Here is a 621-nt window from a genome sequence, read left to right on the forward strand (position 1 = left end):
TCACCGTGGCCTGCGCGGCGTGAAGCTGATCATCTCCGATGCCCACGAGGGTCTGAAGGCCGCAGCGAGCAAAGTGCTCGGCTCCACCTGGCAGCGCTGCCGCGTGCACTTCATGCGCAACGCTCTGGCGCTGGTGCCGAAGAAGCAGCAACCGGCCGTGGCGACGATGATCCGCACCGCCTTCGCGCAGGAGACGGCGGCCGAGGCGCATGAGCAATGGCGGCGCGTGGCCGACCAGCTGCGCGAGAAGCTGCCCAAGCTCGCTGCTCTGATGGACGAGGCCGAGCACGACGTACTGGCCTACCGGGACTTCCACCCGGACCACAAGAACCAGATCCACTCGACCAACCCGCTGGAACGCCTGAACGGTGAAGTGAAGCGCCGCACGCGGACCGTGGGCATCTTCCCCAATGAGGCCGCGATCTACCGCCTCGTCGGCGCCCTGCTGCTCGAGCAGAATGACGAGTGGCAGATCAGCCGGCGCTACATGAGTGCCGAAAGCCTGCAGGCCAATTGCAACGCCGATGACGGCGAGGCACTCTACCTACCGGCTGCATGAAGCCATGCCTCAGACTGCCAACGGGCTCGGTGGCTTCTTACACCACGTCCGGGGACACGACC

The 621-nt window shown here is 65.9% G+C and carries 1 protein-coding gene; it reads left to right on the top strand.

Annotated features, from left to right (window positions below):
* Positions 1-559 (top strand): IS256 family transposase (locus DEH80_RS17040; protein ID WP_207774672.1); only part of this gene is annotated, 559 nt, incomplete at its 5' end.
* Between the last annotated feature and the right edge of the window lie 62 nt (positions 560-621).

The sequence above is a fragment of the Abyssibacter profundi genome (assembly GCF_003151135.1).
GTDB classification, from domain to species: domain Bacteria; phylum Pseudomonadota; class Gammaproteobacteria; order Nevskiales; family OUC007; genus Abyssibacter; species Abyssibacter profundi.